Consider the following 22,459-nt stretch of genomic DNA (forward strand, 5'->3'; position numbering starts at 1 on the left):
CGGCCTTCTCGGGGCGTTACCGGGCGTTCGCGACCTCAGTCGTCGTGGTCGGGCGCCCGCGTTGGCCCGGCGCTGTACTCGTGGAGCTTGTACTGAATCTTGCGCGGCGAGACGCCGAGGATGTTCGCCGCCTTCGAGGTCGAGCCGCCGCAGGCCTCGAGCGTCTTCAGGATGGCGTATTTCTCGAGGTCCTGAATGGTCGAGCCTGGGATCGGCGGTGGTCCGCCCTTCTGCTCGGACGGAACCAGGGAAGGGGGGAGGTGGCGGACGTCGATCTGCGGACCGTCGCAGAGCACGACGGCCCGCTCGATGACGTTTTCGAGCTCTCGAACGTTCCCCGGCCAGTCGTACTCGGAGAGGATCTTCAGCGCCTGCTCGCTGATCCCTTCGATGTTGCGACCGTTCTCTTTGGCGTAACGCGCCAGGAAGAAGCTCGCGAGCGGTCCGACGTCGGCGCGGCGCGCGCGGAGGGGAGGGAGCTCGATGGCGATGACGTTGAGCCGGTAATAGAGGTCTTCGCGGAACGTCCCCTTCTTGATCTCGGCCTTGAGATCACGGTTCGTTGCCGCGATGAGTCGAACGTCCACTTTGAGCGTTTCGTTGCCTCCGACGCGCTCGAAGGACTTCTCCTGGAGGAAACGGAGGAGCTTGACCTGGGTGCCCTGGGGGATCTCCCCGATCTCGTCGAGGAGCAGGGTGCCGCCGTCGGCCTGCTTGAAGCGACCTTCCCGGCGAGCGACGGCCCCCGTGAAGGCGCCCTTCTCATGGCCGAAGAGCTCGCTTTCCAGCAAAGATTCGGCGAGCGCCGCGCAATGCAGGCGGACAAAAGGCGCGTTCGCCCGGGGGCTTGCGGCGCAGATGGCCTCGGCGATGAGCTCCTTGCCGGTGCCGCTCTCGCCGGTGATGAGGACGCTCGCCTTGCTTGGCCCAACCTGCGCCACGAGGTCGAGAACCGCCCGCATGCCCTTTGGACTCGCGTCTTCCGTGACGATGTGGCCGAAGGCGTTCCGCTCCCGGAGCCGTTCCCGGAGGGCGAGGGTCTCTTGGAGGAGTTTGGCCTTCTCCATGGCCCGGTCGACCACCGCCGAGAGGGCGTCGTAGTCGAGAGGCTTCGTTAAGTAGTTTTCTGCGCCCTGCTTGATGGCCGCCACGGCGCTCGAGATGGTCCCGAAGGCGGTCATGACCACGAAGACCGTCTGGGGGGAGGCGCTTCGGGCCTTCTCCATGAACGCGATCCCGTCCAGCCCCGGCATTTTCAGGTCCGTCAGGACCACATCTGGCGCAAACTCCTCGAGCTTTCCGAGCGCTTTGAACCCGTCGGCGGCCGTCTCCGTTGCGTATCCTTCGTCTCGGAGGATCTCGCTGAGGGCGGCCCGCGCGTTGGCTTCGTCGTCCACGACCAGGATTCGTCCGCGCGGCGGGGAACGGGGGGGGGCGGACACGCCAGGCAGGGACGTGGTCATCGTGAAGGGGAGGTTACAAGCGACCGAGGGAAGGCGACAGCACAACGATGCCCAACGTCGTTAGGGAATGCGTGTTCTCTGTCCCCTCATCCGTGGCGGTGTTACAAACCCAAGCTGCGCCATGAAGAGAGTCGGCTTGCTTATCCCCGCTTTGCTTTGCCAGCTTGCCCTTCCGAACAGCGCGAATGCGCAAGCGCAAGTCGATGCGCGCGGAAGCTTGGGTGTCGGCGGTTCGTCCGACGCGAATGCGAGCGCCACGTCGTCCGCGCCGAGCACCGCTGCTGCCGGCTCAGGCACGACGACCGCGACTGCCGCGGGTGCAGCAGGAGCGGAGGCCGCGCCTGCCGACGAAATCACCAAGGAGTGGGCCGAGCGCGATCGCAAGCTCGACGAGTCCGCCACGCTCACGGGCGGCATCGGTTTGCTCCACACGCAGCACGCGCAAGGTGGTGCCGTCGGACAGTTCCGCGTCGCGTTCACGACCGAGTACATGTCCGCGGGCTTCCTCTGTAGCAGCGAGTTCCCGTGTCCCAACCCGCGCGCGGCGGGCACCTCGCTGACGAGCGACAACAACGATCACATCGGCGGGCACCTCACGCTCTCGATGCAGGTGCTCAAGTGGCTCGAGCCGTACCTCTCGACGAGCGCCTACGCCAACTCGAATTCGGCGAACCGTCCCACGCTGCTCCAGGTGCTCGGTGACAGCACGCTCGGCGCGAAGGTCCACGCGCCGCTCAACAAGGTGTTCTACGTCGGCGGCGCCGCGGAGCTGTGGCTCGTGAACGGCACGGGCTCGGTCGGTCTCGACGGCGGCGGTACGAGCGCGAAGTTCCGCGCGCTCGGCACGGCGGACTTGCGGGGCATGCAGAAGCGCATCCCGCTTCGCTTCAGCCTCAACACGACGTACGTGCTCGACAACACCGGCGAGGTCGTCAAAGACACCGAGACCGCACGCGGTACGCCCATCACGCGCATCGAGCGTTACGGCCTCAACATCAACCGCGTCGACCACTTCGACATCAACATCGGTGCCGAAGTCTTCGCCGTGCAGGATCGCATTCGTCCGTTCGTCGAGTACGGCATCGCGATTCCGATCAATCGCCAGGACTATCGTTGCCGGCCGAACAACCCGAGCAACGACAAGTGCCTCGCGAACAACGCGGTCGCGCCGAGCAGCCTGACGGTCGGCTCGCGTTTCTTCCCGTGGAAGGGCGGCTTCAACGTGACGGCCGCTCTCGACATCGGCATCACCGGCGTCGGCAACTTCATCGAAGAAGTGCGTCCCACGCCTCCGTGGATGCTCTACCTCGGTGCGGGGTGGGCCTTCGACACGAAGGATCGCCCGACGACGATCGTCCAGCGTGAGATCGTCCAGGGACCGCCGACGAAGTCGGGCCGCAAGATCCATGGCTTCGTCCACGAGGAAGGCAAGAGCGAGGGCGTCGCGAACGCGATCGTGTCGTGGGACAACCATCCCGAGCTCACGAGCCTCGCCACCGGCGCCGACGGCCACTTCCTCACCCAGGAGCTCGAAGAGGGCCCCTACGCATTCGGCATTCGCGCGGAGGGCTTCAAGCCCGGTCAGTGCACGGCCACGGTCGTCCGTGAAGGCTCGGGCCCCGCGGCCCCGCCTCCGCCCGCTCCGACGGGCCATGGCGGCAGCGCTGCGTCGCAGTCGGTTTCGGCGCCGACCGGCCCGCAGCTCCATGGCGACATCCAGATCGATTGCGCTCTGCAAGCACTCCCGCGTGCCGGCACCATCGTCGGTCACGTGAAGGACGCCGACACCCAGGCCGTCGTCCCGAACGCGACCGTCAAGGTCATCGACGTCGCGAAGAAGGAACTGTCCGGCGCGGTCGACGGCTCGGGCAACGTCCGCTTCGATCAGGTCGCGCCCGGCGCGGCGCAAATCACGGTCGACGCCGAGGGCTACCTCGCGCTCACCGAGCAGACCGACGTGAAGCCGCGTCAGGACAACAACGTCGACCTCCTGATGAAGAAGCGCCCGAAGACCTCGAACGTGAGCGTTACCAAGGGCGAGATCATCATCAAGCAGCAGATCCAGTTCGCGCTCGACTCGGCGACGATCCTTCCCGAGTCGAACGGCCTCCTCTCGGAGATCGCGGACGTCCTCATCAAGAACCCGCGCATCCACAAGATCGAGGTTCAGGGCCACACCGACAACACCGGCACGCCGGAGCACAACAAGGCGCTCAGCGAAGATCGCGCGAACGCGGTCGTCACGTGGCTCGGCACGCACGGCGTCGCCTCCGACCGCCTCGTCGCCCACGGCTACGGCCAGACGAAGCCACTCGTCCCCAACGTCACCGCCGGCAACCGCGCCAAAAACCGCCGCGTCCAATTCATCATCACGGATCAGGACGCCGCCCCGGCCGGCGCCGCCAAGCCCAAGCTCCCCTGAGCGTAGACGCGCCCGCGTCCGCACCCGCGCCCGCGCCCGCGCCCGCGCCCGCACCCGCACCCGCTCTCGCGTGAGCGCGGTGCGGAGGGAGCCGTGCACGCGACTCCCTCCGCGATCCTCTAGCGTGTCCTCTTCGGCATCACGCAGTTGTGCAGCGTGCCGATGACGGCGTTGAATCGCTCCCGGACGGTGTCGGGAATCCCGTCGATGTATCCCCACGCTTTCCCGGTCTCGAGTGCGCAGTGGGCTTCCTTCGCGGATCCGAGCGCGATGGCGTAGTGGTTCCGCCGCCGCCCACCGATTTGCCCGCTGCCTTCCGCGATGTTGAGCGTGACGCTGGAGAGCGCACGTCTCAGCTGCGAGGCGAGGTCTCTGTCGTGGAGCGCGATCGCCGCCGCGATAGGCGCGACGTCCGCGATGAGCCCGATCGCGGTCTGATGGATTCGAAGCATCGTCTCTCCTTGTCTGCCCTCCCTGCGAGGGCGTGAGCCCACCGCAGGCGCGCGCAGGGGCAGTCAAGGTTCGCGAGGCCGCAGGCCGAGCGACCGCGAGCGCAGCGAGCGGCGCGAAGCGACCTTGACGGCCCCGAGCACGCCGCGACGCTAAAGAACCGAGCAGAGGAGTTGTGTGAACCTCACGATGCGGACACGAGCCAACGTGAGTGATTGCCGCCCCACGCGCGCATCCTGGCGACAGTCGTCCCACGCGCGCATCCTGGCGACAGTCGTCGTCAAGCCCCGTCGAAGTAACCAGGTGTCGATGCTTTCGGCGCCCCCGCGCTACGCGCCAACCGGCGTAGGAGGCGACGCACGATCCATCGATGCGCACGCGATCCGATCACGAGCGCGCGGTACGCTCGCCCGGCGATGCCAGGAAACACCGCAAAGGTCCGCGCGCGCACGGTTGTACAGCCTGCACCCGCCTCGTCGAGCTCGAAGACTAGCGCGTAGCGAGCGAAGCGATGGCGGCCGCGAAGATCGAGCCACGTCGGTGCCACGACCTCGCTGACTGCGAACCCAGGAAGGGTCGCGCCGCTCGGATCGCTGGACCAATCGCCGCGTGTCTCCGCCGGCCACACGCCGAGTGCGCGCACGAACCAACTGGCGCCGGTGAGGTCCGTGCGCACGATTCGAAGAAGCGCGCGCCATGTTTCGTCGCGATCCGCGCGGACGAGGATCGAATGCTCGTCGATGAACTCGAGCCCCTCACCGTCGTTGGTCGCCATGACGCGTTTGTCCGTTCGGTACGCGGCGGAGGTGCCGCTAGGTCTTCTTTCTAACGAATTCGACTCGACCGAGAAAGCGGCGAGGCCATACACGAGGACTTCCGAAGTGCGGCACCGGAGCCTTCGTTGCTCCAAGCGCCCTTCGTTGCCCACTTGCACGGTGCTCTGTACAAGTTCGTCGCGAACTCCGTTTGACGATTCAATTCGCGCAACGGAGTCGTGCTGCAACGCCTTCGGTTCTTCGTGCCTAATTGGACTGGAAGTTTGCGATTGGTTTGGCGGACGTGGGCGAAGGCGCCATTGTTGCAAAAGAAAGCGCTAGTATTCGTGGTGCGCGTTCAACTCCGGAATTTTGGCGCGAGTCCATCGTGCTGATTTGAAACGTCGGTCGGCCCTCGTCAAGACCGCTGAGGCCTCGAGTCTTCACATCCGCGCCACGAGCGTGCAATGGAGGTCTTGTAGCGTCCCCGTTCTTTCCAAAGATCGAAAGGACGTCCCATGAAGTCTCGAGTAACGATGGCCAGTTTGGCCGCTGGCATTCTGACCGTCACATCCATCCTCGGGGGATGCGATTCCGAGACGTCATCCGACGGGACCGCGCGAACCGACGAGCCGTGCGTCGATGGGGGAACCACGCCCGGCAACCCTGCAAAGCCGGGCGAAGACGCCGGCGAGGTTCCCGACGCGGGTACCACCGGCGACGCCTCCGACGGCGAAGCGCCGCCGCCTCGCACGTTCAAGGCGCTGAAGGTCGGATTCCTGCCAGACACGCAGGCGAACGGCGACAACGTCGCCATTCATCCGATGAAAGCCATCCTCGACAAGTTCCAGGAGTAGGGCGTCAACGTCGTCATCCCGGTGGGCGATCTCACCGATCAGGGATCGACGGCGGAACTCAAAGGCTGGGCGGCACTCGCCAAGCAGTACCGTGACAAGGGGATGGATTTCTTGCCCCTCATGGGCAATCACGAAGACAGCTTTTCTTATACGGTCGAGTGGATCGACACCATGAAGGACTTCATCCCGAAGGATGCCGTCCACATGAGCGGCGCGGAGTATCTCGACTACTTCGTAGTGCGCGAGAATGTGATGATCATTGTCCTCAAGTACTACCACCTGCCGATCGCCTTCCCCTGGATCAAGAATGCCATCGAGGCGAATCGCGGCAAGGTCGAGCACATCGTCGTTGCCAGTCACGATGGTCTCGTCGGCGCAAAATACGGCGAGACGCGCGAGATGATCGTCGAGGGTACGGAGGGTGACAACCGCCTCTTCGATCAGTGGGACGACATTCGAGCCTTCTTCGCGAAGCACGACGTCCTCTGGATGCAGGGCCACGAGCACATGTACCAGCGCTCGGTGATTCGAGCCCCGCTCGGCGTCGACTCGGGCTCGTGGACGGTCGAGAGCGGCAACTACCGCATGCCGATGTACACGCAGGTCATGGTCGGAAACGCGTCGTACAAGGGCTACGAGTATCGCTACGGCGAGCGTGAGCTCGTGCAAAACGTCATCCAGCAGAAGATGAACACCATGTCGAAGGGCTCGACCGCGTTCGACGTGATGGCCACGTTCCTGAGCTTCGACAACAAGCGCGTGGACATGGCGTCGTACTTCACGGAGCACACGATCAAGGACAATGCCGACGGTGCGAAGGAGCTCGCGAATCCGAGCTGGAAGCTCTTCGACAAGTTCTCGCGCACGACGAATCGATGCGAGCGGATCGTGTTTCCCGATTCCATTCCGGCGTCGACGCGACCCGTCATGCAGTTCGATCCGCAGTATTGGACGAATGACTGCAACGGACGTGACGGGTCGGTGGCACGCCTGATCGACGGCGAGAACAAGACGTTCAACCGCGTGGAGAGCACGACGCGTACGCTCTCGTGGACGCCCGGCTTCAGTCGCGCGCAGAGCCAGGCCCAACTCATGCGCCTCGCGTATCAGTTCATGTTTCAATACCACGAAGCCTGGACTCCGAACTTGAACGGAGCGAATCGGCTCATTCCGGATCCGGAGAGCGAGTTCGACGTCATCGTTCCGGAGACCACGATCGATCTCAAGGAGCACGTCTCGCTGAGCTGGCTCCCCGCCTCGACGGAGACCGTCTCGGACATCCTCATCGTCAGCGGAACTCAGAACCAGACGGGGACGTTCAGCAGCCCGTACGGCGCGCCCAAGAACATCGAGGTCGACCCGGGGCTCCCCGGCAGTCAGCCCGACGGAACCGCGAAGGGCCCCATTGCGCTCCCGAAGACGGCAACGAAGAAGTGGGATATCGGCGATGCCGTCTCGGACGCCTACACGCTCGAATTCAAGATGCCGTCCAAGGTGAGTCCGAACGAGGCGACGCTTGCACAGAAGACCTCGGCCGGCTGGAAGCCGCTCACCACGTCGACGTGCGTGGTGAACGGCGCATACGAGAAGTCGATGCTGAGCACTCCGCCGTCCCGCCCCGCGGGATGTGAAGGTCAGCCGCTCGTCGGTCTCGACACCAAGGACGGCAACCGTTTCTGGGCCGTCCTCCAGTCGGACGTCGAAGTCGCGCTCGTTCGCAAGTAAGGCTCATTCGTGGATAGCGCTCGTTCGGCGGAGCGAGCGCCCTCCGCTCGTGCTCGAGACGTTCGATTGAGCTCACCTTTCGAGCGTCACGACCGGCGAGAAGCCGCCGAAGATCATCCGTTTCCCGTCGAAGGGCATGGGATTGTTCTCCGGCTTCAGTCGTGGATCCTCCATGACCTTCGCCATGGCCTTGTCGCGGGTCGCCTTGTCCGGCCACTCCACCCATGAAAAGAGGACGGCCTCGCCCTCCTTGGCCTGCACGGCTTTTCGAAAATCCGTCTGCTTGCCTTCCGGTACGTCATCGCCCCAGCACTCGAGGACGCGCTTCGCACCGTTCTCCAAGAAAACAGAGTCGACCTTCTTGGCGTGCTCGATGAACGCTTGCTCGTTCGCAATCGGCACGGCCATGACGAAACCATCGATGTAGGCCATTTTGTCCTCCTTTCCACTTCAGCTCGCACGCAAGGTGCGAGCGAAGGAGAGGCATCGGCCGTGCCGATCCGAGGACCTCGCGACCTGCTCTGTCCGACCTGGAGCGAGCCATTCCGAACACAACACCGAACCACCCGCTCGCGCCCGCCCTCGCTCTCGCTCTCGCTCTCGCCCTCGCTCTCGCGCCCGCCCTCGCTCTCGCTCTCGCGCTCCTGCGCGATCGTCAGAAGGTGCCACCGACGTTACCGATGGAGATGCTCGGTCCGAAAATGAACGCGCGCGGCGCGACCCCTGCAGCGCCGGTGGTGGTGATCGCCTGTTCGAGCCAACCATGCAGGTTGATCGCGGCCTGCGTTGCCTGAGAGGCGTTGGCGATCGGGATCGACAAGCCAGCGCCCAGCACGGCGCCTACCTGCGTGAGCGACTCTCCGGACGTGCTCACGGGGCCGGTGAGGCCGAAGGCCATGATTCCGGCTTCGAGGCCGAGCACGCCCTCTTTGCCGTCACGATTCACCCACGTCAGGCGCGAGAGCACGCCGAAGTTGAGCGCGAGTGCCCCTGAGCCGGCGCCGCCGCCGAAGCGATACAAGCCCGTCGGGATCGCGGAGGTTGCATAGAGGCGAACACGGCCCGTTCCGAAGATGAGCGACCATTGCAGCGACGGCGCGCCCGAGAGCAAGCCCTCGCCGCCGAGGTAATGGTTCTCGTCGTTCTCGTGCGTGAGGCGCACCACGACGTTGTCGTACTCCGCGAGCACTCCTTTGATCCACGCGAGCCTCGGCTCCGTTCCGTGACGCAACACCATGCGCTCATTCACGCTCGCCTCGGATCGCAGCGTGCCATCGAGCTGGCGGACCTCGATCTCGACATGGATCCTCTGCGCGCCGAGGCGTTCACTGATGCGCTCGCGGTGCAGCACGAGCCGACAGCTGCTGCGCTGTCGAAACGAGATGCTCGTGCGGTCGCCCGGGGGGACGGCGAACGGCTTGCCGTCGGCGTCGTTGCACAGCACCTCGGCCAGCGGCGTCCTCGTGGACGTGCCGAAGGGCGCAGGCTCGTTCGCCTCGCGGACGCGGCGCTGGAGAGGATCGAGGAACGTCGCCAGGTTCACCTCGGAGAGCGGCTTGGGCAAGCCGGTTGCACGAAAGGCGAACATGAAGGTGGCGAGGCCCGCCGCGTTGCGGTCGCCTTGCACGTAGGTGACGTTGTTCTCGCGCCGGACCGAGTACACCCCCTCGACCGGGAGGAGGACGAGCTCGCCGCCCTCGACGCGAGGCAAGTGGACGATCGCCTCGCGGTTGTAAGGAACGAAGTCGACGCCTGGATATCCGGGGATCTCGAGAACCGAACGCGGGGACGGCGCGATCCGAGTCGTCAGGTTGGCGATCGCCACGACGGCTCCTTCACTGCCCGTGCGGACCGCCGTGAGCGTGATGTGCGAGGCATCGACACTGCCGAGCGAAAGGACGGCGTATGTCTCGTCGTGCACCGAGATTTTGTCGCTGACGTCGACCGAGCGCGTGCCCGTGTAAAACCGCAACGCGTCGACGTCCCGCGCGCAGCTCGCGCCGAGCTTGACGATGACCCGCGCGCTCGACAAACCACGAAACGGTTCACCCGAGACGGGCTCCATCGGGCAGCGCAAGATGGCGATCTTCGAGACGACCGGTCCCGGCTTCTTCGTCACGACTCCGGGCGCGACGGTGAAGCGTGCTTCGACCTGACTGACTCCCTCGGGCGGTGCTTTTACTCGTAGCTGCCCTCCCTCGAGGCGGCAGGTCGTTCCGCGGCACTCCACGTCGGCCACGGCGTCGGGGTGGGCGATGGGAAGCAGGCCAAACCCAGCGGAGACGTCGATCGCCGCGTCGGCGGGCAAAAAAGATGCGATCTGCACCTTCTTTGGCGTTACCGACATGGATGCGGGCGCGACGACGCGACCATGTTCGTCGAAGAGCATTGCATCCGGCGCGACCAACGACCCTCGTGGCCACAAACGAACCGGGCTCGCCGCAGGGTCGACGGGGAGCGTGCGGCTCACGGACCAGATGCAGTGCTCGGTAGGATTGCGCGCGCCCGGCGTTTCGGGGGAGAGGCTACACGTGTCGGACTCGAGACGATTGCTTTCGCCCGGCCAGCTCACCAAACTTTTGTCGAGGTTGGTGCCGTCGGCCTCGATGCGGCCCTCATCCACGTACAGGCTGACGGAGCTTCGCTCGAGCACGGGCAACTTGCCCGTCGCGACCGCACGCGCGGGCCTGCCTGCGTTGGCGCATTGCGCGGCGGAGGCGGCGATCGTCAGCTCCTCGACCTTGCCGATGGCCTCTCTGACCGAAGGCGGTCGCAGCGCACGGCCGCCCGCTTCGAGCGTCCACCCGGGGGGAGGCGCGCCACAGAGCACGCGCGAGTCGCCGAATACGAAGGCACGACCGCCGACCGGGGCGAGGAACACCTCGGCGCGCGCGGTGCGGGCCACTAGCATCGCCACGGCCAAGACGAGCCCGGCATACCAAGGTGTCGACCGGAGGGGCGCCATCCGCCGCCACAATGCCGATACGTCGTCGACGAAGCAACCGCGAGTGCCGCGGCCGCGGTCGTGATTCGCGTCTGGCCTTCGAGATCCGATCGAACTCAGCGCGGGTCGACGCGCTCGATGCAGCGCGGGTCGTCGTTCTTCGGGCTGTTGACGGCCTTCGATACCGCGAAGCTCTCGAATCCGCTCAGCGTCGGTGCGGCGGACTTCCCGTCGAGCCAGCGGCGCCAATCGCCTGGGGTCAAGACGAGCGGCATTCGATCGTGGACCTCGGCAATTTCGGGCAATGGCTCGGTGGTGACGATGGCCGCTCCCTTGCCGATGACCACGCCGCCCATCGCGAAGGGCTTCCCGTCTTTGCGGTGGAAGTAGAAGGGCTGTTTGTCCGAATCACGCCACTCGTAGAAACCATCGAGCACGACGAGGCATCGGTTCTCCGGCTTTGTGGTCACGCGTTCGGCGCGAACGTTGATGGTGCGCCGTTCCTTCGTGCCCCACGGCATGAGCTCGAGATGTCCTGGCGTACGAATGACGGGCAGCGGCTGCGTGGGCGCGATGTTGAAGCGCGGAGGCATGTCCTCCGGGAGGTCGGCGAGCTCGAAGGTCTCGCGCAGCTCGTCAGGAGTCACCGTCAGCGTGGCGCGTCCGCACATGCGCCGAAGCATACCGCGGGAGCGTGGGGTGAGCGTGCGGCGTGCGGTTCACGCCTTCTGGAGCTTGCCCATCACCGTCTCGAGAACCGCAAGCTCCTCCTCGGAGAGCTCCGCGAGCTCCGGAGGTGCCATGTACAGCGCGTCGTACAGGTTCGCCCGCGCTTCCACGCCCTTCGGCGTGAGGCTCACGTGCTTGACCCGGCGATCGGCCTCGGACGGTCGCCGCTCGACGAGTCCTTGCTCTTCGAGGCGATCGACGAGCCCCGTGACGTTCGATGCATGGCATCCGAGCGCCGTTGCCAGCGCTGTCATCGGAGACGGTGTTTCGGGATCCATCGTTCTCAGGAGCGTGGCCTGAGGAACCGTGATCACGCACTCACCGCACTCTCGCTGGTAGGGCTCCGGTCTTGCCGTGACGAAGCCGTGCATCTTCGTCCACACGGCGCGCTCTCTCTCCATGCGGCAGATGCTTTCCGCCTTGGAGGTGTCGACCTTCTTGGTGGGCGTCCTTTTCTTGGCTGCTTTCACGAGCTTCACGGCGAGCGCTCCAATCATACAGCGCAACACCGTTGCGCTGATTGAATCGTCAAACGGAGTCCGCGCAAGTGGTCGCCGCAGTAGCCAATCGCAGGCGACGGATGACCTCCGAACCAAATGCTTGATGGCCTCAAATAAACGTAGGGTCGATGATTGACACTATCAAGTATCTGCCTACTGTGCCGCCAGGTGGCTGGCCTCACCCCTTTGGGGCTCGTGGGTCGGGGTCCTGGTTGGCCGCAGAAAGGCACGTCTCGTGGCTCGCTTCTTGGCACCCGTACGGGTGAGCTCGTTGGGGGGAGTGTTGGCTTTGGTCGCGGCGAGCGCCGGTCTCGTCGCATGTGGCGATAGCCAGGCCGCGCAGCAAGGAGGCGCGGTTCCCGTGAAGATCGCGACGGCGGATCCGTCGTCGATCGACGAATACTCGGACTACATCGCGACCATTCGCTCGCGCCGTTCGGTGGAGATTCGTCCGCAAGTCGAAGGGTACGTGGCGCGGATCCTCGTCAAACCAGGCGAGGCGGTCACGGAGGGCGCGCAACTCGTTCAAATCGATCCGAAGCGCCAGCAGGCGACGACGAACAGCGCCGTCGCGGCTTCCGGGATCGCCGCGGCGGAGCTCGATCGAGGCAAGGCGACCCTCGAGCAGCTCGAAGCCTCGCGGAAGGGCAAAGCGGCGGCTCTGAAGCTCGCCGAAGACGAATACAAGCGGACGACGGAACTGAGGAAGAGCAACGTCGTCTCGCAGCAATCCGAGGACCAATCGCTTGCGGCTCTCGAAGGCGCGCGGGCGGACTTTGCCTCGATCGACCGGCAGATCCTCGCGCAGAAGGCCGGCGTGTCGAGTGCCGAACGAAGCCTCCAGCAAACGCAGGCGACGCTCCAGGCGCAGACGGTCGAGCTCCAATACTACCGAGTCGGTGCTCCTTTCGCGGGAACCGTGGGCGACGTGCCGGTGAAGGTCGGCGACCTCGTCACGCCCTCCACGCTCATCACCACGGTCGACGATCCGAACACCGCGCTCGAGGCGTGGGTGTCGGTGCCCGTCGAAGACTCGCGGCGGCTCCGGCAGGATCTCGAGGCAAAGGTCCTCGACTCGACCGGGGCCATCGTCGACAAGGGCAAGGTCACGTTCGTGTCGCCGCGCATCGATCCTGCGACCCAATCGATTCTCGTGAAGGTCGAGCTCGAATCGAAAGAGAAGAACGTCCTTCGCGCGCAGCAATTCCTTCGGGCGCGACTCGTATGGTCGAGCGAACCCGGGGTCCGCGTGCCGGTGACGAGCATCACACGTCTCAACGGCCAGACCTTTCTCTATGTCGCGAAGGATGCCGCCAAGCAGGGGGAGCCGCAGACCGCGGCGCAAGTCCCGGTGAAGCTCGGCGACATCCTCGCCAACGACATCGTAGTAAAAGAAGGCCTCAAGGCGGGCGACCACTACGTCGCCGCGGGCATCCAGAAGCTTCGCAACGGCGCAGCGATCGTCGCCGAAAAGCCCTGATCACGAGGAGGACTCCACGTGTTCGTCCAATTCTTTCTGCGCCGGCCGGTGTTCGCGGCCGTGTGCTCGCTTCTCATCGTTCTGGCAGGGGCTATCAGCATTCCGTCGTTGCCGATTGCCCAATATCCGCAACTTGCACCTCCGCAGGTGACGGTTACGGCGATGTACAACGGCGCGAGTGCGTCGGTCGTCGAATCCGCCGTTACCACGCCGCTCGAGCAGCAAATCAACGGCGTCGAAGGGATGAAATACATCTCGTCGACGAGCTCGAACGACGGCGTCTCCAACATCATCGTGACCTTCGAAATCGGGCGCGATCCCGATCTGGCCGCCGTCGACGTGCAGAATCGCGTGCAGCAAGCACTCGGTCGCCTGCCGAACGAGGTCAAGGTCACCGGCGTGACGGTGAAGAAGAACTCGAGCGCATTCGTCCTCGCGTTTGCCCTCTTCGCCGAACACGGTGAATACGATTCGGTGTTCATAAGCAACTACGCCGATCGCTACATCGTCGATGGCTTGAAACGCGTCGAGGGCATGGGCGACGTGCAGTTGTTCGGCGAACGCAAATACTCGATGCGCGTCTGGCTCGATCCCGTTCGGCTGGCTGCGCGCAAACTGACCGCAAGTGACGTCGTGCACGCGTTGCAGGAGCAGAACCTGCAAGTCGCGGCCGGTCAGATCGGCCAGCAGCCGGCGCCGCCCGGGCAGTCCTACACCTTCAGCGTTCGTGCCTCCGGACGCCTGAAAGACGAAGGCGACTTCGGCCGCATGGTCCTCAAGTCCGGCGACGACGGCACGCTCGTCCAGCTGAAAGACGTCGGCCGTGCCGAGCTCGGCGCCGAGGATTACTCGACGATCACGCGACACAACGGCAAGACCGCGGTTGGTATCGGTGTTCTCCAGCTGCCCACGGCCAACGCGCTCGACGTCGGCGACCGCTCGAAGAAGCAGCTCGCCCAGCTCGCCAAGAGCTTTCCGCCCGGCCTTCGCTACGAGGTCGCCTTCGACACCACGCCGTTCGTGCGCGACTCGGTTCACGAGGTCCTCGAGACGCTCGCCGAAGCGATCGTGCTCGTCGTTCTCGTCATCTTCCTCTTCCTCGGAAGCGTGCGGAGCACGATCATTCCGGCGATCACGATCCCGGTCTCGCTCGTCGGAACGTTCGCCTTCGTGAAGCTCTTGGGCTTCAGCATCAACACGCTCACGCTCTTCGGAATCACGCTCGCCACGGGCCTCGTAGTCGACGACGCGATCGTCGTCATCGAGAACATCGAGCGATTCATCCGCGAAAAGGGGATGAGCCCGAAGCGCGCCGCGGGGGAGGCGATGGGCGAAGTCGCGGGCGCCGTCATCGCGACCTCGCTCGTCCTGGTCGCGGTCTTCGTTCCGGTGGCGTTCTTCCCAGGTACGACGGGGCGCATCTACAAGCAGTTCTCGCTGACGATCGCGATCTCCGTCGCCATCTCGGCATTCAATGCGCTCACGCTGACGCCTGCGCTTTGCGCCATCCTTCTCGAACGCCACACCACGCCCGGCAAATTCTTCACCGCGGTGGAGCGCGTCATCGAGGCCGTGCGACGCAAGTATGCAAGCTCGGTCGCCTCCACGCTGCGCTTCCGACTCGTCGCTACCGGCGTGTTCGTGGCCGCGCTCGCAGCCACGTACTTCGTCAGTCTGAAGGTCCCCTCGGGCTTCGTGCCCGAAGAAGACCAGGGCTACTTCATCGTCGCGGTCCAGACGCCGGAAGGCGCCTCGGTCGATGCCACGAACGAAGTCGCCAAGCGCGTCGAGAAGATTCTCTCGGCGCAGCCCGAAGTGCAGAACACGTTCGTACTGAGCGGATTCAGCTTTGCCGGCAACGCTCCGAACAAGGGAATCGTGTTCGTTCCGTTGAAGGATTATGCGGAGCGCAAAGGCAAAGAGCACAGCGCGTCCGCCGTGATCGAGCGCGTGCGGGGCACGCTCATGGGCCTCACCGATGGCTTCGTCCTGCCTTTCGCGCCGCCTCCTATCCAGGGCGTCGGCAACTACGGCGGCTTCCAGTTCGAGGTCCTCGATCGAACGGGGGTCGACATCCAGGAGCTCGCGGGAGCGACCTGGGGCATGGTCGGGCAGGGCAATGCCGATACGAAGCAGCTGAAGGGGCTCTTCTCGCAGTTCACGGCGAATGACCCGCAGCTCGTCGTCGAGGTCGACCGCGAGAAGGCCAAGTCGCTCCGTGTTCGACTCGAAGAGGTTTTCTCGACGCTCTCCGTCTACATGGGATCGCAATACGTCAACGATTTCGACTTTTCGAATCGCTCGTATCGCGTCTACGTCCAGGCGGACGCGCGCTTCCGCGCCGAGCCACGCAACATCAAGGAGTTCTACGTTCGCTCGGACACGGGCGACATGGTGCCCTTGGCCAGCTTGGTCGACGTGCACGAGGCGGTCGCCCCGCAGATCATCAATCACTACAACCTGTACCGATCGGCGGAGATCGTCGGCTCGCCGGCGAAGGGGCGCAGCACGGGTCAGGCGATGGCCAGCATGGAGAAGCTCGCCAAGGAGAATCTCCCGGGCGGCATGTCCTTCGAGTGGTCGGGCCTTTCACGCGAGGAACTGGAAGCAGGATCGCAGACCGCGATCATCTTCGGCCTCGGCCTCTTCGTCGTGTTCCTGGTGCTCGCGGCTCAGTACGAGAGCTTCGCGCTGCCGTTCATCGTGCTCCTCGGTGTGCCTGTGGCCATCCTCGGCGCACTCTTGGGGCAGCTCGTGCGCGGTCTCGAGAACGACGTGTTCTGTCAGGTCGGTCTGCTCATGCTCGTCGGACTCGCCAGCAAGAACGCCATCTTGATCGTCGAGTTCGCCAATCAGCTGCGTCAACGCGGTCGCTCGATCGTCGAAGCCGCACGCGAGTCGGCCGAGACTCGCCTGCGACCGATTCTCATGACATCGCTCGCGTTCATCCTCGGGATCTTCCCGCTCGTCGTTGCTTCCGGTGCGGGACAGGCCGCGCGTCACTCGCTCGGTACAGCCGTCGTCTTCGGCATGGTCGTCTCGACGCTGGTGAACCTTTACTTGATCCCGGTTCTCTACGTGGCCTTCGAGAGTCTGCGCGAGCGATTCAAGAAGCCGAAGGTGGAGGACGACGAAGACCTGGTCGCACACGACGTTGCGTCATCGGCTTCGGCCGCGGAGTGAACGCCGCAGACTGAGCGGTCGACTCTGCACGAGAGCGTCGTCTCGAAAGGGGCGACGCTCTTCGTGTATCGATTTCGTGCTCAGAGCGGCGGGATCGCGAGGACTACGTCGCGTGCCTCGATTGTCCGGAGGACATACCCGGTCTTCCAGAGCGCATGGAGCGCCGCTGCCGGGTTGGCTCGTTCGGGAAGACGTGCCGCACGCCAGAGATGATCGACGAATGCGGCATGTCCGACCGCACCGGCGAGGACCTGTCGATCGGAGAATCGTTCGAGAACGACGGCGGATACTTCTTCGGCGCATCGATGCGCCCGCGCGACGACCATGCGCTCACCCTCGCGCGTCGCGAGAGCCTCACGCGCCCTCGCGACGGGGCTCGCAAGGAGCTCGACGGTGCCTGCGTAGTCCTGGTCCGCGGGGTGCCACTTGGTTCGTCGGCCGATGATCATCCCGCTCTCTGCCAGCGACGAGCGCAGGACGTCGACTGCGCGCTCCGCCTCGTCGACGGCGGCCGCGTCGCTTGCGAGGGCAATCGCGCTGTCGAGCTGCGCTGCCCGATCACTGTCACGCCATCGCTTGCGATCCAGCCAAGACGCGGGCGCGATGCGTGCCCAGAGATCCATCAAGCCGTTGTCGGGATCCTGACGCGCGAGCGCTCGCCACTCGCGTTCGAGATCCGTCATGCGGGCCGTCACCACACCGTCGTGGGCGGCAAAAACCTCCTCGCGCGCAGCGACGAGGCGAGCCTCGCACTCGGCGATCCGCTTCGCTCGCCTTTGGCCGAGGACGCGTCGCGTTTCGACGTGCTCCTCACGCGCCCGAAGGCATGCCTCGAGGCGCGGGCGCGCCGGCGTGAGAATGTTCCCAACGAGACTCGACCAAGAATCGTGCACGCTGGACCTCGCTTCTGCAGCTCCAATTCATCAGATCGTCGATCTCGCTGCAATCGGCCGTGCGCGCTGCCCACCGCGGATTTCTCCGACTCTGTCCGTCCATTCACGACTCCGGCGCCGGTCATGGACGGGGCATCTGGCGGCTCGAGCCCGCGACGAGGTCCGACCTTGCATGCTCGAGACGAAGGTCGGCCGTCATCGAGGCAAACAGTCTCGCTTGCTCGCGTGTGCTGTATCGATGTCCGGCATCCGCCGTCTGTCGACGGACAGTCCGAGTGTCGCGAAATCGACCGATTGGACGCTCGCGCCCCGGAAATCGTGGGCTCGATGCATGGCGAACACACGGAAAGCGACATCTCGGCCGGGGCGACGGACAGCGGCACCGAACGTGCATCAGTGCGCGCCCATGTCCAGCGTAGCGAGCACGAAGGAGCACGAGGAATGGCGCGCCCGCATCCTGAGGGCGCTGGCGGAGCTCCGACCGGATCCGCGTAGTCTCGAACGCCGTTCGCTCGACGAGCAGGCGCCCGAGACCAGCGCGTCTAGCTAGATGCGCGTTGCGGTGTCGACGCCGCGCTCCGCGGTACACGGCGCGCGTTCCCTTCGTATCGAATCGGCGAATGAGGCTTGAATTGGGCAGGAGGATGAGCCCATGGTGAGGCCTCGCCGCCATGGGGTCGATTGCCTTCGATGCACGCCACCGTCCGTTCTCGTTCTGTCGTGTTGCTGCCGGTCTGACCTTCGCCGCGTTCGGGATCGTCTCGTGCGGCCAGGTCGAAGAGTCCGCTACACCGGCGCTCGACGGCTCGTGGGTTGCCGAGTCGCTTCCTCCGGACACGAGCCGACGTGACGTGACGACTCCTGCGTCATGCACCGGCCTTCCGGGTACGGACGAGGAGCTCGCGCTGACGCCGCGTGCAGACGAAGAAGCCGAAGCCCTCGCGCTTCTCGTCGACGGGACGTTCACGGCGACGTCCGCGTCGTACGAGCGTATTCGGCGAGACCTGGCCGCCATCCGCGCGCACGAACCAGAGCTGAGTTCGGTGCGCGGTCAGAAGTTCGTTCCCGTCGTGAGTCTCACGGTCGACGACGCGTCGACCATCGAAGCGATGGAGAGCGGAGCTTACCACGCGTGGGATTGCCTCCATGCGCGGTACGGCTGGGACAAGCCGACCTTCAGTCACTACTCGCAGGGGTGGCAGTCCGCGAGCGGTTGGTTGAATGGTCGCTATGCCCCGAAGATGATGAGGGCGTTGTACGAGCAATTGCCATCCATTCGCCGCGCCAACAGCGGCGCCGGGGGCTTGGACGGTCCGAGGGTCTGCGCCACGCGCGAGGCGGACGACGTGTTCCACTACGTCTTCGACGACGCCTCGGGCGATTGCCCATCGGGGTGCATGCACCACCATGAATACTATTTCGTATCCACCACCGACGGCCGGATCACCCGAAAGGGCGAATTCGAGACGGGGCCCGACGCGATTCACCCCGATTGGGTTCTCGCGTATGGGATGGCGAACTGTCGTTGATACGCGTAACGCGCGTCAGTCTTCCAAGAGCGCCAAGACCTGATTCCGGTCGACGGGCTCGGCCGGGGTTTTGCGCAATCGCGAGACCTTCGGAGGAGTGGCGATGGCCTTTTCGACGTGACCGCGCGCGGTCAGGCCGTCGTTGTCCTGCGTGTTCTTCTTGGCACCCGCACGGAGGAGCAATTCGACGACCTGCGCGTGATTGCGGTACGCCGCCCAGATGAGGGGCGTCATGCCCGCGTTGTCGCCGATTTCGAGCTCTGCGCCGTCGCCGAGAAGCGCTTGGACGACGCCGGCCTCTCCGGCCTCGGCGGCCATCGAGAGCGCGGTCTGTCCGCGGTAGCCTTTGCTTCCTCGTAGCGTCGTTGCCTTCGCGAGCGCAACGAACGCGTCGAGGGCCTTGGCGAAGGCGAGCCCTTTTACGCCCTCGACGAGAGGCGTTGCACCGTCGCTGTCGACCACGTCCGCGGAAGCTCCGCGGCCGAGCAACCACACGACGACCTCGCCAGCCCCGTCACGCGCGGCGTGGTGAAGGGCCGTCTTGCCGTCGGAATCTTTGGAGTCGATCGCGGCGCCGGCGTCGACGAGCAGCTCGGCGATGGCGGCGGTTTTCGAGGCCCCGAGCGGGAGCTTGCCCGATCGCGTGGATTGATTCGGATTGGCCTTCCCGGCGAGGAGCGCTCGAGCGACGGCGAGGCTCTTGTCGGCCTCCAGGTTCGGATTCTTCAGGCACGCGAAGAGTGCGGTCACGCCCGCATCGTTCATGTGCTCCACGTTCGCCCCGGCGGAGGCGAGCGCAGCGACGACCTCGGCATGACCGCGATGCGCGGCTGCGATGAGCGCGGTGGCACCCCCATCGTTCGCGTGATCCAGCTTCGCGCCGTGGGCGATGAGGACCTCGACACATGCGAGATGACCGCGACCGGCTGCGCCGATGAGCGGGCTATCTCCGCGGTCACCACCGGTCTCGATGGGCGCGCCGCTCTTCAGCGCGGCGAGGAGGGCTTCGACGTTGCCGGTTTCGGCGGGCTCGAACGCATTCGCGATAGGCACGGCGGACGATGCTACAGCGCAACTCGGTTGCGCTGATTGAATAGTCACACGGAGTTCGCGACAGACTTGCGCCGGTCGACGCAAGTGGTCGCCGCAGTAGCGCCCTCCGTCTTCCGTCTTCGAGCAAATCCGAACTGTGGGCGAGCCGTTACGTCGCGACCTTCGTAGCGGGAGGAACCACCGAATCGACACGGGCGACCTCGATGGCCGGCTTCAGTGTTTCCAGGTCGACCTCGACCGCCATCTCCTCCGGACGCACACGCATGCGGAGTCCGCTCTTGGTTCGCGGCGGCTCTGGCTTTCGCTCCGGCAACGGGGGCGGGACCGCCGACGGTTTCGCGTTTCTCTCGGCAAGATCCATGAGCTGTTTGACGTCTGCCGGCTCGAGAACGGTCACCGCAGTCGGAGTCTCGTCGGTATCGTCCGAGAGTCGAGGAACGGCCGCAGGCTTCACGGGGGACTCGGGCGCAGGTCGTACACGTCGGATGGTCGGTCGCGGCCGCGGCGTGATCATGGTGCGGCCGCAAAGCAATCTCCTTGCCGGATGCGGACTTCGCTCACACGTCGGGCGAATTGCACCGTGCCAAGGACGTTCCGGTCAGTATTCTGACCAAGGCGACTTACCATCCCGCTCTCGGGATTCGGAGGTGTATGTGCGTTCGAGGGGGCGTCGTCCGTCATCCCTTTGGGGGACCGGTCCGATTGTTGCCAATTCGCTCGATCTTCGTAGCGTGAGCTCATGCACAGCTCCGCACGCACGCTGGTTCGCTCGGTGGCAGGTCTCGTCTCTGGTCTCGCTGTGCTCGTCGCTCCGGCGATGGCCTTCGCGCTCGACGGGACGCTCACCGTGGAGGCGACGAGGAGCAAGATTCCCGCGGAGAGATTCATCGGCGTGAAGTACGAGCTCAAGACGCCGCGGGATGCGAGCTCCGGGCTCGCCACGGGGCGTCGCCAGCATTCACCCGTCTGCGTCTATCGACAGACGGGAGCAACGAGCGTGACGTTCTTCCAGGCCGCCGTGACGAATGAGTCGTTCAAGACCGTGACCCTCGACATCTCGAACGGCAGTCGCATGAAGCTCACCAACGCAGGCGTCGCCAGCTACGGATTGGTCGGCGGGGCCGAGGGCAAGGATCTCGAAGAGATCTGTTTCAGCTTCCAGCGCATCGAGTTCACGGTCAAAGGCAACATGGCTGCGGACGACCTCGGCGCTCGAAACTGAGCGACGGCTCCGGGCGCTCACGGCGCAGGCGTCGTGGCCGGTGCGAAAGGTGTCGCGTCCACCACGCCCGTTTGCGGTGAACGCAACCACTCGAAGCGGAAGCGAGTAAGCTCGCACGAATGTCATCGCGGCGCAGGAAGCATGCTGCGCTACTCCGAGCGATGTGGCTCGTTCCAGCCGCTGTGGGCGTCGAGTGTCCAGCGTTTGGACAGGCGGGACCGCCCAACGCTGATCGGCGTCTGACGATCGAGTGGTCCGCCCCGGCGGAGTGCCCATCACGAGACGAGCTGGTCGCGCGTGTCGGGGCCCTCGTCGGGGCTCCGCGAGGCCCGAGCGAGCGTGTCGTCGCGGCGCGAGGGCGGGTCACGTCGTCGCGAAAGGCTGGCGAACTTCGCTATCGGCTCGACTTCGTCGTGCGGGGAAGCGAAGCGAATGCGCGGGCGCTGAACGACGACGATTGCTCGCACCTCGTCGACGCAGCAGCCCTCATCCTGGCGCTCGACCTCAACCCGAATCTGCTCTTGGACCCGTCGCCAACCGACGCGCTGGAGGAAGAGCCGCCCCGGAACGTCGCGGGCGCGCCGGCCACGGCCGATCTTGGCGCCGCTCCGAACGATAAAGCTCTTCCAAAAGCCGATGCGCGGGCCGCGGCTCGACACGAATCGCCAACTGCAGCCCCTCCAGGGCCGGCGCGCCTCAATGTCCACGCTGGCGCGCGAATCACGCTGGACAACGGAGCTCTGCCGCGCGCGGCGCTGGGCGTGGGACCGTTCGTGGCGGTGGCCCGAGGTGCGTTGGCGTTCGAGGCCCAAGGGACCGTCTACCAGGAGCAGTTCACCGTCAGCGGGCCTCGGGGCGGAAGCGCGGGCGCGTATGTGAGCCTGTCGACTGTCTCCGCGCACGCCTGCTTGCGGGCGTTGCCGCTCGCCATCGACGTTCGCACCTGTCTCGGGGGCGAGCTCGGCGTCGCGAGGACGAGCGGCGTGCGTCTCGAGCAGTCGGAGGAAGCGACCGGACTGTGGACGGCTGCGACGGCGACGTTGAGTGCGAGGGTGCTTCACGAGCGGATGGTCTCGCCCGTCGTCGGAGTCTCGTTCGTTCGCCCGCTCGGCGCGCCGACGGTGTACATCGAGCGCTTCGGGACCGTGTTCGAGCCGGCTCCCGTCGGGGTCCGAGGTTTTCTCGGACTCGACGTGCGTTTCTTTTGAGGACGTAGTGATGATTCTTTCGAGCGTCGACACTAACCCGAGTGCA

The 22,459-nt window shown here is 65.2% G+C and carries 18 protein-coding genes; 8 read left to right on the forward strand and 10 right to left on the reverse strand.

Features of this window, described 5'->3' with window-relative positions; translation table 11 throughout:
* Positions 1–35: 35 nt before the first annotated feature.
* Positions 36–1,397 (reverse strand): sigma-54-dependent transcriptional regulator, encoded by a 1,362-nt coding sequence (locus AKJ09_RS29530; protein ID WP_240488628.1) that lies wholly within the window; start codon positions 1,395–1,397, stop codon positions 36–38.
* Between the two features lie 187 nt (positions 1,398–1,584).
* Here AKJ09_RS29530 and AKJ09_RS29535 point away from each other — a divergent pair, with 187 nt between their 5' ends.
* On the forward strand, positions 1,585–3,885 hold the full coding sequence (locus AKJ09_RS29535) for an OmpA family protein (protein ID WP_205633831.1): 2,301 nt from the start codon (positions 1,585–1,587) through the stop codon (positions 3,883–3,885).
* Positions 3,886–4,004: 119 nt separating this feature from the next.
* On the opposite strand, the gene AKJ09_RS29540 is transcribed toward AKJ09_RS29535, so the two are convergent.
* Positions 4,005–4,337: a four helix bundle protein gene (locus tag AKJ09_RS29540; protein WP_146651208.1), complete on the reverse strand. Its 333-nt coding sequence runs from the start codon at positions 4,335–4,337 to the stop codon at positions 4,005–4,007.
* Positions 4,338–4,615: 278 nt separating this feature from the next.
* Complete coding sequence (locus AKJ09_RS29545) at positions 4,616–5,203, reverse strand: hypothetical protein (protein ID WP_205633832.1); 588 nt, start codon at positions 5,201–5,203, stop codon at positions 4,616–4,618.
* 405 nt (positions 5,204–5,608) lie between these two features.
* On the opposite strand from AKJ09_RS29545, the gene AKJ09_RS54400 reads away from it, so the two are divergent.
* Positions 5,609–5,947 carry a hypothetical protein gene (locus tag AKJ09_RS54400; RefSeq protein ID WP_205633833.1) on the forward strand — a complete coding sequence of 113 codons (339 nt, stop codon included), beginning with the start codon at positions 5,609–5,611 and terminating at the stop codon, positions 5,945–5,947.
* A gap of 15 nt (positions 5,948–5,962) precedes the next feature.
* Positions 5,963–7,672 carry a metallophosphoesterase family protein gene (locus AKJ09_RS29550; RefSeq protein ID WP_275936749.1) on the forward strand — a complete coding sequence of 570 codons (1,710 nt, stop codon included), beginning with the start codon at positions 5,963–5,965 and terminating at the stop codon, positions 7,670–7,672.
* A 72-nt stretch (positions 7,673–7,744) separates the two neighbouring features.
* Here AKJ09_RS29550 and AKJ09_RS29555 read toward each other — a convergent pair whose 3' ends face one another.
* From AKJ09_RS29555 to AKJ09_RS29570, 4 genes are all read right to left on the reverse strand, one after another.
* Entirely contained in the window at positions 7,745–8,104 is a 360-nt protein-coding gene (locus AKJ09_RS29555) for a DUF1428 domain-containing protein (RefSeq protein ID WP_146651209.1), read from the reverse strand.
* Between the two features lie 223 nt (positions 8,105–8,327).
* Positions 8,328–10,589: a hypothetical protein gene (locus AKJ09_RS29560; RefSeq protein WP_146651210.1), complete on the reverse strand. Its 2,262-nt coding sequence runs from the start codon at positions 10,587–10,589 to the stop codon at positions 8,328–8,330.
* 143 nt (positions 10,590–10,732) lie between these two features.
* Positions 10,733–11,287 (reverse strand): SOS response-associated peptidase, encoded by a 555-nt coding sequence (locus AKJ09_RS29565; protein WP_169927969.1) that lies wholly within the window; start codon positions 11,285–11,287, stop codon positions 10,733–10,735.
* A gap of 48 nt (positions 11,288–11,335) precedes the next feature.
* Positions 11,336–11,824 (reverse strand): MarR family winged helix-turn-helix transcriptional regulator, encoded by a 489-nt coding sequence (locus AKJ09_RS29570; RefSeq protein ID WP_240488629.1) that lies wholly within the window; start codon positions 11,822–11,824, stop codon positions 11,336–11,338.
* 382 nt (positions 11,825–12,206) lie between these two features.
* On the opposite strand from AKJ09_RS29570, the gene AKJ09_RS29575 reads away from it, so the two are divergent.
* On the forward strand, positions 12,207–13,325 hold the full coding sequence (locus tag AKJ09_RS29575; RefSeq protein WP_205633835.1) for an efflux RND transporter periplasmic adaptor subunit: 1,119 nt from the start codon (positions 12,207–12,209) through the stop codon (positions 13,323–13,325).
* Positions 13,326–13,343: 18 nt separating this feature from the next.
* Positions 13,344–16,508: an efflux RND transporter permease subunit gene (locus AKJ09_RS29580; RefSeq protein ID WP_146651213.1), complete on the forward strand. Its 3,165-nt coding sequence runs from the start codon at positions 13,344–13,346 to the stop codon at positions 16,506–16,508.
* Positions 16,509–16,588: 80 nt separating this feature from the next.
* Here AKJ09_RS29580 and AKJ09_RS29585 read toward each other — a convergent pair whose 3' ends face one another.
* Positions 16,589–17,401 carry a hypothetical protein gene (locus tag AKJ09_RS29585; protein WP_146651214.1) on the reverse strand — a complete coding sequence of 271 codons (813 nt, stop codon included), beginning with the start codon at positions 17,399–17,401 and terminating at the stop codon, positions 16,589–16,591.
* A gap of 671 nt (positions 17,402–18,072) precedes the next feature.
* Here AKJ09_RS29585 and AKJ09_RS29590 point away from each other — a divergent pair.
* On the forward strand, positions 18,073–18,930 hold the full coding sequence (locus AKJ09_RS29590; RefSeq protein WP_146651215.1) for a hypothetical protein: 858 nt from the start codon (positions 18,073–18,075) through the stop codon (positions 18,928–18,930).
* Positions 18,931–18,945: 15 nt separating this feature from the next.
* Here the strand turns inward: AKJ09_RS29590 and AKJ09_RS29595 are convergent, their stop codons facing one another.
* A complete protein-coding gene (locus tag AKJ09_RS29595; RefSeq protein WP_169927971.1) occupies positions 18,946–19,983 on the reverse strand; it encodes an ankyrin repeat domain-containing protein in 1,038 nt (345 codons plus the stop codon).
* Between the two features lie 148 nt (positions 19,984–20,131).
* Complete coding sequence (locus AKJ09_RS29600) at positions 20,132–20,437, reverse strand: hypothetical protein (protein WP_146651217.1); 306 nt, start codon at positions 20,435–20,437, stop codon at positions 20,132–20,134.
* Positions 20,438–20,722: 285 nt separating this feature from the next.
* Here AKJ09_RS29600 and AKJ09_RS29605 point away from each other — a divergent pair, with 285 nt between their 5' ends.
* Positions 20,723–21,205 (forward strand): type VI secretion system tube protein Hcp, encoded by a 483-nt coding sequence (locus AKJ09_RS29605; RefSeq protein ID WP_146651218.1) that lies wholly within the window; start codon positions 20,723–20,725, stop codon positions 21,203–21,205.
* Between the two features lie 161 nt (positions 21,206–21,366).
* Positions 21,367–22,413, forward strand: a complete 1,047-nt coding sequence (locus AKJ09_RS29610; RefSeq protein WP_146651219.1) for a hypothetical protein — start codon at positions 21,367–21,369, stop codon at positions 22,411–22,413.
* Positions 22,414–22,459 lie beyond the last annotated feature (46 nt).

Source organism: Labilithrix luteola (assembly GCF_001263205.1).
Taxonomy (GTDB): Bacteria; Myxococcota_A; Polyangia; order Polyangiales; family Polyangiaceae; genus Labilithrix; species Labilithrix luteola.